Origin of the sequence: Methylobacterium gregans, assembly GCF_022179245.1 — a bacterium.
GTDB classification, from domain to species: domain Bacteria; phylum Pseudomonadota; class Alphaproteobacteria; order Rhizobiales; family Beijerinckiaceae; genus Methylobacterium; species Methylobacterium gregans.
This window is the reverse complement of sequence record NZ_BPQM01000132.1, coordinates 20,221-29,061: the sequence shown is the minus strand read 5'-3', so window position 1 is coordinate 29,061 and position 8,841 is coordinate 20,221. Positions and strand designations below refer to the sequence as shown.

Annotated in this window: 9 protein-coding genes and 1 pseudogene; 4 read left to right on the top strand and 6 right to left on the bottom strand. The window is 71.3% G+C overall.

Annotation, left to right across the window (positions count from 1 at the left end; genetic code table 11):
- Nucleotides 1–187: pseudogene (locus tag MFF54_RS23035) on the bottom strand (hypothetical protein); the annotation flags it as partial.
- Between the two features lie 594 nt (nucleotides 188–781).
- Here MFF54_RS23035 and MFF54_RS23030 point away from each other — a divergent pair.
- The gene (locus MFF54_RS23030) at nucleotides 782–1,330 is read left to right on the top strand and encodes an HNH endonuclease (protein ID WP_109950775.1); all 549 of its coding nucleotides are present in this window, start codon (nucleotides 782–784) and stop codon (nucleotides 1,328–1,330) included.
- A 21-nt stretch (nucleotides 1,331–1,351) separates the two neighbouring features.
- Here MFF54_RS23030 and MFF54_RS23025 read toward each other — a convergent pair whose 3' ends face one another.
- Nucleotides 1,352–1,603, bottom strand: a complete 252-nt coding sequence (locus tag MFF54_RS23025; RefSeq protein WP_238306544.1) for a hypothetical protein — start codon at nucleotides 1,601–1,603, stop codon at nucleotides 1,352–1,354.
- Between the two features lie 23 nt (nucleotides 1,604–1,626).
- Nucleotides 1,627–2,541 (bottom strand): outer membrane protein, encoded by a 915-nt coding sequence (locus tag MFF54_RS23020; RefSeq protein WP_238306543.1) that lies wholly within the window; start codon nucleotides 2,539–2,541, stop codon nucleotides 1,627–1,629.
- A gap of 420 nt (nucleotides 2,542–2,961) precedes the next feature.
- Here MFF54_RS23020 and MFF54_RS23015 point away from each other — a divergent pair, with 420 nt between their 5' ends.
- Complete coding sequence (locus MFF54_RS23015) at nucleotides 2,962–4,164, top strand: complex I NDUFA9 subunit family protein (protein ID WP_238306542.1); 1,203 nt, start codon at nucleotides 2,962–2,964, stop codon at nucleotides 4,162–4,164.
- Between the two features lie 14 nt (nucleotides 4,165–4,178).
- Here the strand turns inward: MFF54_RS23015 and MFF54_RS23010 are convergent, their stop codons facing one another.
- Nucleotides 4,179–4,889, bottom strand: coding sequence for a sulfate transporter family protein (locus MFF54_RS23010; RefSeq protein ID WP_238306541.1), 711 nt, complete (start codon nucleotides 4,887–4,889; stop codon nucleotides 4,179–4,181).
- Nucleotides 4,890–5,021: 132 nt separating this feature from the next.
- Here MFF54_RS23010 and MFF54_RS23005 point away from each other — a divergent pair, with 132 nt between their 5' ends.
- On the top strand, nucleotides 5,022–6,338 hold the full coding sequence (locus MFF54_RS23005) for a flavin monoamine oxidase family protein (protein ID WP_238306540.1): 1,317 nt from the start codon (nucleotides 5,022–5,024) through the stop codon (nucleotides 6,336–6,338).
- Between the two features lie 16 nt (nucleotides 6,339–6,354).
- Here the strand turns inward: MFF54_RS23005 and MFF54_RS23000 are convergent, their stop codons facing one another.
- Nucleotides 6,355–7,356 (bottom strand): 2-hydroxyacid dehydrogenase, encoded by a 1,002-nt coding sequence (locus MFF54_RS23000; RefSeq protein ID WP_238306539.1) that lies wholly within the window; start codon nucleotides 7,354–7,356, stop codon nucleotides 6,355–6,357.
- A 256-nt stretch (nucleotides 7,357–7,612) separates the two neighbouring features.
- On the opposite strand from MFF54_RS23000, the gene MFF54_RS22995 reads away from it, so the two are divergent.
- Complete coding sequence (locus MFF54_RS22995) at nucleotides 7,613–8,179, top strand: SH3 domain-containing protein (RefSeq protein ID WP_238306538.1); 567 nt, start codon at nucleotides 7,613–7,615, stop codon at nucleotides 8,177–8,179.
- Nucleotides 8,180–8,251: 72 nt separating this feature from the next.
- Here the strand turns inward: MFF54_RS22995 and irr are convergent, their stop codons facing one another.
- Complete coding sequence (irr, locus tag MFF54_RS22990) at nucleotides 8,252–8,764, bottom strand: Fur family transcriptional regulator Irr (RefSeq protein WP_238306537.1); 513 nt, start codon at nucleotides 8,762–8,764, stop codon at nucleotides 8,252–8,254.
- Nucleotides 8,765–8,841 lie beyond the last annotated feature (77 nt).

Genomic DNA, 8,841 nt, shown 5'->3' with positions numbered 1-8,841 from the left:
CTTGCGGGGCCGCGGGCGCCTGCTGGGGCGCTTGCGGCTGGGCGGGCGGCTGCTCGGCGAGGGCCGCGGGCGCGGCGAGGAGGCCGGCCAGGAGCGCCAGAAGGGCCAGACGGGGTCCGCGGCGTGTCGCGCTCAGGTCCTGCGGGGGCAGGCCTCGGCTCGGGGGGCAGCTCGGACGTCGGCTCATCAGCATCCTTCTGCAGCATCCTTCTGCGGAGCGGGCGCGGGCGCGGCGGGCCCGGATCGGCGGCGTGTGGGGGGCGCGGCGCCCTTCCGGCGCCTCTCGGGTGCTGGGCACCCGGCATCTTTGGGTCCGTCGGCGCGGCGGGCCGGACCTCTCATAATGCGAAAGCCGGCCGCTGCCCACCCGGGGGGCCGCGTCCGGTCACGTGGCTGGATCGGGTCGAGAAGACGCCAGCCTGTGGGTGCGTCGCCAGGTTTCGCGAACGCGGCTTCACAACCCTGTCACCGTGATATTAGACTAAGCCACGATGGACAGGGCCTTTTCGTTACCACGCGAAGGGGCGCGGCCGGGCGGTGAGCCGCCAGCGCCCCGCCACGCGGCGGTCGTATCCGCCACATCGGGTCCCCTTGGGCGCCCGCCGGCCCCTCCTGTATCCCAATGTCAGCAGCCGCCCCGCTCTGCGGGGTCCCGTGCCTGTCACGCGCTCGTCAGGCAGTGCCGCGACACATCCGATCCCGTCGTTCCCCGCCCGGAGGCCGCGCGCCGTATCTGGCCCGCGCAACGTGCCGCCGGGCCACCGTTCGAAGCGTGGTGCCGATGATGGACTTGCAAACCCTCGTGCTGAACGCCGACTATCGGCCCCTTTCCTACAATCCGCTCTCCCTCTGGTCCTGGAAGGACGCGTTCACCGCCCTCTTCCTCGACCGGGTGACCCTGGTAGCGAGCTACGATGTCGAGGCGCGCTCACCCAGCCGGGCGCTGCGGGTTCCGAGCGTCGTCGCCCTCAAGAACTACGTCACGCTGGCGCGCAGCCCGGCCTTCACCCGCTACAACATCTATCTGCGCGATGGCTTCAGCTGCCAGTATTGTGGCCTGCGCCTGCCCTCCGGCGGCCTGACCTTCGACCACGTGGTGCCTCGCTCGCGCGGCGGCTTGTCGAGCTGGGAGAACGTCGTCGCCGCCTGCAGCCCGTGCAACCTGCGCAAGGCGAACCGCACCCCGGACGAGGCCGCAATGCCGCTCCTCAACGAGCCCCGCCGTCCCACGCGTTACGAGTTGCACCACCGCCAGCCCGAATTCGACCACAGGCAGTATCACCACACCTGGCTCGACTACCTGTACTGGGACAGCGAGCTGGAGAGCTGACGGTCGCTCGGCGACGCCGTCTCACCACGCTGGCGGGCGCGCCGGGGGCTCGTTGTACATCGGCAGGTTGTTGTTGCGCGGCAGGTAGCCGCTGACGATCCGCGGTGGGCCGTAGCCGAACGCGGGCGGCGGAGGCAGACGGCGGCACGGAGCAGGCGCGCAAGGGCGCGGCGGCCCGGCACGGTAGCCCTCGGCCAGCGCCGGCGCGGCCGGAAGTGCCGATGCGCAGATCAATCCCGCGCACAGGAAGCGGGTGAGGGGCGAGAGGGTCACGGCGGACTCCGCTGAGAATCTGGTCAGAACTTGACTGCGGCACCGCCCCGGATCGTGCTCAGATTGGCCTTGTGCCCCCCGAAGTCGCTGAAGAGAGCGTACTGATACTCACCGCGCAGGATGATGTTCGACGTCAAGGCATATTCGAGGCCGGCACCGAGCGCGAAGCCCGCGACGACCTTGCTGCGCCGTTCAGACTGATAGGACGTGTACGGCGTGCTTCCGTCAGGATTGGTTTGCGAGAAGGATGCATAACCGAAATTCGTGACGTAGGCAGGCTGACCGGTCGTAAGCGCGCGGTTGGCATTGTAGGTCGTCAGATTATAGCCGAAGTTCCGATAGCTTGTGTTGTCGTTGATCTGCATGCGTCCGAAGGCAAGGCCGCCCGTCACATAGGGTAGGAAGCTTCCGTAGGCGTAACCCACGCGCCCGCGTACCGTGCCGTAATCTTCGATCCGCGTCGTGGACGTGCCGGTCAGGCGGACGCTCTCAAGGTTGCCGTCCGCCGTGGTTTTGATCCGGCCGAGACTGTCCGACGAAGTTCCGGTCCGCCCGAACCACGTGTAGTCGCCCTCCAAGCCGAAGACCACATCGCCGTACTGCACGTTGAAGCCCGCGAAGGCGCCATAGCTGGCTCCGTCGATCCGTTGCGAACGCGCGTTGAGCAGCGTCGAGGCTCCGAACGTGCTCTCGCCCGCCGTGTCGTGCGAGTCCCGGTAGATCATCTGCTGGAACACGTTCTTGAAGCCGAGCGCGGCGTTGGTGTAGCCGCCGTGGCCGCCGACATAGGTGCCGCTCCAGTCGATCAGCGGCGTGGTCACGACGGCGGGCTCGTCGTACTCGGCACCCCGCAGGTAGTCGTATCCGAGGTCCGCCGCCCGTGCGTCGGCGGCCGTCAGGCCGAGCAGCGCCAGCATTGCCAGGGATCGATTACGCATCGGGGTGATCCTCGGGGCGGCCGAACCGCCGGGATACGGAACAATGCAAGCATATCTAGGACGGTAACCTTAACCGTCCGTTGCGAAGAGCCGTCGGCGACAAGCGCCCACCATTCTTGGGTCGGACAGCGTCCGCGAGACCGGACTGGATCAGAAACCTACGATCGCACCCCCCGCACCGAGCGGCCCGATCGGTGCGCGCACGAGAGGCACGCGGGAGATGGGGCGGATTGCCGGACGGTCCTTCGGGACCCGCGTGCGAGTGCGGGACGACCGGGCATCACCCCGTCGCCGGCAAGGTCCTGTCACGATTGCGCGCGCGACCCTGCTCCCCTCGACCGAGAATTGCGATAAGTAGCGGCACCGACAAGCCCGGCGGCGCGCGCGGGCGCCGCCACGAGGATGCGAGATCAGCAGGCGATGACCGGCCCTTCCACACCGTCCACCCCATCGTCCGACCGCCCGGCGACGCCTCCCGGGCTGGTTCGGCCAGCCTCGCAGCTCGTGACGATCTTTGGCGGCTCGGGCTTCGTCGGGCGGCACGTTGTCCGGGCGCTGGCCAAGCGCGGCTACCGCATCCGTGTGGCGGTGCGCAGGCCCGACCTCGCCCTGTTCCTGCAGCCGCTCGGCAAGGTCGGGCAGATCGTCGCCGTGCAGGCGAACCTTCGCTACCCAGACTCGGTCGCCCGCGCGGTCGCGGGCTCCGACGTGGTGATCAACCTCGTGGGCATCCTGCAGGAGAGCGGCGCCCAGAGCTTTCACCGCCTGCAGGCCGAAGGGCCGGGCCTGATCGCCCGCGCCGCTGCCGCCGAGGGCGCCCGGATGGTCCACGTCTCGGCGATCGGTGCCGACCCGGGCGCCGACACGGCCTATGCCCGCACCAAGGCCGAGGGCGAGGCGGCCGTGTTCCGAGCGGTGCCCGACGCGGTGGTGTTCCGGCCCTCGCTGGTGTTCGGCCCCGGGGACAGCTTCTTCAACCGGTTCGCGGGCCTCGCCCGCGCGCTGCCGGTCCTGCCCCTCGCGGGCGCGGGGAGCCGGTTCCAGCCGGTCTTCGTGGGCGACGTCGCAGAGGCGATCGCCCGGGCGGTCGACGGCCGCGTGACGGCGGGCAAGGTCTACGAGCTCGGCGGACCGGAGGTCGCCACGCTCGAGCACCTTGTGCGCTACATGCTGGAGGTGACGCGGCGCAAGCGCTTGGTCGTCGACCTACCGCTGCCGCTCGCCCGGCTCCAGGCCGGCCTGCTGGAGATCGCCGACACCCTGACCCTCGGCCTCCTGCCCGCCGACCTGAAGCTCACCCGCGATCAGGTGATGCAGCTCCAGCACGACAACGTGGTCTCGGAGGCGGCGAAAGCGGAGGGACGCACTATCGAGGCGCTGGGCATCCAGCCCACCGCTGCCGAGGCCGTGGTGCCGGGCTATCTCTGGACCTTTCGCAAGGCCGGGCAATTCTCGACCGGCCGCGGCTCCGAGTCGCTCGCCGAGGTCCCCGATCTCCTCACCGCCGAGCCGCTCGATCCCGGCTCGCAGCACCGCCCGCAGCGCGCTTCCGGCCCTGCGCTCGCCGCAGATCCTGACGGTCCCCCCGGCCGCATGGGCACCCGCTGGGGCTCCCGGCGCTAGCGGGGGCGCCCGCTTCAGCGCAGGCGCGGTGTCGGCGCTGGGGCGGGGAGCCGCCCGGCGAGGCGCTTGTGCACGTGCACCATCAGGGCGATGCCGAAGAGCGGCGTCACGAGGTTGAGGACAGGCACCACCATCATCCCGGCAAGCAGGCAGCCCGCCGCGAGGGTGGTGGCGGCGTGCTCGCGCCGCATCTCGGCCGCCTCCGGCAGCGGCCGGAAGCGCGCGGCGGCCATCTCGAAATACTCCCGTGAGAGCAGGTAGGCGTTCGCCGCAAAGAAGGCCGCGATGCCCACCACCGGCACGAAGAAGATGATCAGCGCACCGATATTGACGAGGAGCGTCAGCCCCGCGAAGCGGGCCGCGTAGAGCATCGCGGTGCCGAAGGGCAAGGCGCGGCCCGCGGGCTCACCGGGGAAGTCGGTGCGCTCCACGATCTCGGCCGCGTCGTCGAGGAAGAAGCCTGCCACCAGGATCGAGACTGCGGGCATCACGTAGGCGAGCGCCACGAACAGCCCGAACCCGGCCAGGAAATAGGCAAGCGTGTCGAGGAGCGGGTACTGCTCCGAGATGTGGTGGCTCGCCTGGAACCACTGGATCAGCCGGGTCAGCCCGAACCAGACCAGCACGAGGAGGCCGAGCGTGAGCCCGAGCGACTTCCACAAGATCGCGCGCAGCGGCGGCGACAGGGTCTGGCGGAATGCCGCGAAGGCGGACTGGATCAGCATGCCGGGTTCGACTCGTCCGCGCCGCAGCCTCGGCGCCCGGCAGGTGTGGGGCGTGTGATCGCCGGCCGCAAGGCTTCTCCCGCGAGCCGACGGCCCCAGATGAGCCCTCGACCCGGATAGGTAGTCCCGCCCATGAGCCCCACCGGCACGCCGGCCCACGCCCATCACCGCCCGAGCCTCGTCCCCCGCCTCGCGCCGTTGCCCGACGATCCGGCGGTAATCGTGGTCGGCGCGGGCGCCGCCGGCATCGCGGCGGCCCGTACGCTCACCGCGCGCGGGATCGCGGTCGCGGTGTTGGAGGCGCGCGGCCGGGTCGGCGGGCGCACCTTCACCACGCGTTTGCGCGGTCACGACGTCGATCTCGGCGCGCACTGGCTCCATGCCGGGCCGATCAATCCGCTGGTCAAGCTCGGCCACGCCCGCGGCGAGTCGCTGCGCCGGGCCCCGCAGGACGGCCATGCCTGGGTCTCGGGCCGCCCCGGCCGTCCGGCCGAGCGGCAGGCCTCCGCCCGCGCCTTCGACCGGGCCGACCAGGCCATGACGCGGGGCGCCGCCGAGCAAGGGCCCGACCGCCCGGCCGCGAGCGCGCTTCCACCCGCGCTCGGTCCCTGGGGCGCCCGGGTCGCGCAGGTGCACGGGCTGGTCTCGGGCCGGCCGCTCGGCGAGGTGTCGCTGCACGACTTCCCGAGCATGGAGTACGGCGACAACTTCTTTCTGGCTGGCGGCTACGGCGCCTATCTGGCCCGGCTGGCGCAAAGTCTGCCGATCGCGCTCGAGCGCCCTGTCACCGGCATCGACTGGTCGGGCACCGGCGTGACGGTCCAGACGCCGCAGGGCCCCCTGCAGGCCCGCGCCGTCGTGGTGACGGTGCCCATGATGGTGCTGTGGGAAAGCCTCGCCTTCACGCCGGCCCTGCCGGGGCCGGTGCGCGCCGCGATCGACGGGTTCAGCCGCGGCATCTACGAGCACGCGGTGCTGCACTGGCCGTCGAGTCCCTTCCGGGGCGCGGACCGGCTCGTCGCGATGGCGGGCGGCCGCCGCACGCCCTCGGGGCTCCTCGCCAGGATCGACGGCACGCCGTTCCACTTCTACGAGCTCGACATCCACGAGGCGGCGGCGATCGACGCGGCCGGCGGCGATGCCGACCGGGCGCGGCGTCACGTCAGGGCGGTAATGGCCGAGCATTTCGGACCCAGAGCCATCCGCGATCTCTCGATCCCGGCGGTCAGCGCGTGGCGGCACGATCCCTGGTCGCGCGGCTCGTGGGCGGTGGTGCCGCCAGGCCATGCGGGCGCGCGCCAAGCCCTGCACGCGCCGGTGGGCGACAGGATCTGGTTCGCCGGCGAGGCGCTCTCGCGCCTGCAATGGGGGACGGCGGGGGGCGCCTACGAAGAGGGGGCCCGCGCCGCCGAGGCGGTGGCAGCGCGGCTGAGCAACGGGGCGGCCTGAAGCGCGCCCCGCCTTCTCAGAGCATGCTCGGGAGCACGCGGTCCGGCGGGCGGTGCCCGTCCATGAAGGTCTTGATGTTGATGATGACCTTCTCGCCCATGTCCATGCGGCTCTCGTGCGTGGCCGAGCCCATGTGCGGCAGCAGCACCACCTTGCCGGTGCGGGCGAGCTTGACGAGGCGCGGGCTCACCGCGGGCTCCTGCTCGAACACGTCGAGGCCGGCCGCCGAGACGTCGCCAGCCTCGATGAGGCGTGCGAGCGCGTTCTCGTCAATCACCTCGCCGCGGGCGGTGTTCACCACGATCGCCTCGCGCTTCAGGAGCTTGAGGCGGCGGGCCGAGAGCAGGTGGTAGGTGGCTGGCGTGTGCGGGCAGTTGACCGATACGATGTCGACCCGCGCCAGCATCTGATCGAGGGATTCCCAGTAGGTCGCGTCGAGGGCGCTCTCGGTCGCGGCCGGGACGCGGCGGCGGTTGTGGTAGTGGATCTGCAGGCCGAAGGCGCGGGCGCGGCGGGCCAGCGCCTGGCCGATGCGGCCCATGCCGACGATGCCGAGGCGCTTGCCGGTGATGCGGCGACCGAGCATCCAAGTGGGGGACCAGCCGGTGTTCCACTCGTCGTCCGGGATGATGCGCGCGCCCTCCGTCACCCGGCGGGCGACCGCGAGGATCAGCGCCATCGTCATGTCGGCGGTGTCCTCGGTCAGCACGCCCGGCGTATTGGTGACGGTGATGCCGCGCTCGAGCGCCACGGCAACGTCGATATGGTCGACGCCGTTGCCGAAATTGGCGATGAGGCGGAGATTCGGCCCGGCCTGGGCGAGGAGGCCCGAATCGATCTCGTCGGTGACGGTGGGCACCAGGACGTCCGCCTCGCGCAGCGCCGCGGCCAGCTGCTCGGCGGCCAGGGGCTGATCGTCCGCGTTGAGGCGCACGTCGAAGAGCTCGCGCATGCGCGTCTCGACGGCGTCCGGCAGGCGCCGCGTCACCACCACGAGCGGCTTGCGCTTCGACGTCATCTGTCCTCCCTCGCGCCGGGGCGCATGGTCCGGCCTCTTGTCCGCTCCCTCGACGCCGTGCGGTCCGACCGGGTTCCGGCGGGCGCAAGCGTCCGTTAACCGAACTCCGCCAGTACGATCGGGCGTCGTGCGGGGCCGTCGACGGGCGGGTTTCGGGCCTCCGGCCTCCTTACCAGAGCGAGGGCGGAACACAATCGGGGCGGCCGGCCGCGACGCACAGGCAAGACGCATAGGCAAGAGGATGGGAGACCGCACGATGCGAATTGCCCGAACGATCCTGGCGGGCGCCGTCCTGCTGCTCGCCGGGCCGGGCCTTCTCGCGCCGGCCTCGGCCGCGCCGGCGGCCCCGACGCCCGAGACCGCGCTCGGCCCGGTCACCAAGCTGCCGCTGCCCCGCTACGCCAGCCTCAAGACCGATCGGGTCAACCTGCGCGAGGGTCCCTCCAAGGATCACCGCACCCTTTGGGTGTTCCAGCGGGCGGGCCTGCCGGTGGAGATCATCGGCGAGTTCGAGACCTGGCGCCGGATCCGCGATTCGGAGGGCACCGAGGGCTGGGTGCTGCACTCGCTGCTGTCGGGCCGGCGCACGGCGCTCGTCACGGCGCCGAAGAACGACCGCAACGCGGTGCCGCTGCGGGCCAGCGCCGCCGACGACGCCCGCGACGAGGCGCGGCTGGAGGCCGGGGTGATCGGCAGCGTGAAGAGCTGCACCGGCACGTGGTGCCGCCTCGTCGTCGCCCTGCCGGGCAAGCGCGGCGACGTCGACGGCTACATCCGGCAGAATCGGCTCTGGGGCGTCTACCCGAACGAGCGGGTGGAGTAGGACGCGCTCCCGAACGAGACAAGGCCCGGGGATTGCCCGGGCCTTGTCTCGTTCTCCGTGTCGTCCGGCCGATCAGCTCTGGCGGCGGGCCCCGGCGCGGCGGCGCAGGCGCACGATGACCTCGACGCCGGCGATCTCCATGCCCTCGGGCGCCTCGGGCAGCGAATCCACGGTGATGCCGCAATCGGGCATGTCCATCACCTTGGCCTCATCCTCGAGGTAGAAGTGGTGGTGCTCGGTCGGGTTGGTGTCGAAATACGCCTTCGACCCGTCCAGCGCGAGCTGGCGCAGCAGGCCGGCCTCGGTGAACTGGTGCAGCGTGTTGTAGACGGTGGCCAGCGAGACCGGGACCTTGGCCCGCATCGCCTCGTCGTACAGCATCTCGGCCGTCAGGTGGCGGTCGCCGCGCCCGAAGAGCAGCCAGCCGAGCGAGAGGCGCTGGCGGGTGGGGCGCAGACCGGCGCGGCGCAGGCGGTCGCGCAGGTCCGAGAGCGGGCAGCCACGGCGGCCGGCGGCGGACGCCTCCGCGGAGAGCGGGGTGGTCCGGCCGTTCAGGACGGCCTGCAGGGGCAGCAGCTCGGACATCGGCGAACGGGACGCTCTCTGGAATACATGTAGATTTGATCAAGGATTATACGGAACCGCGGCCACAGCCGCAACCC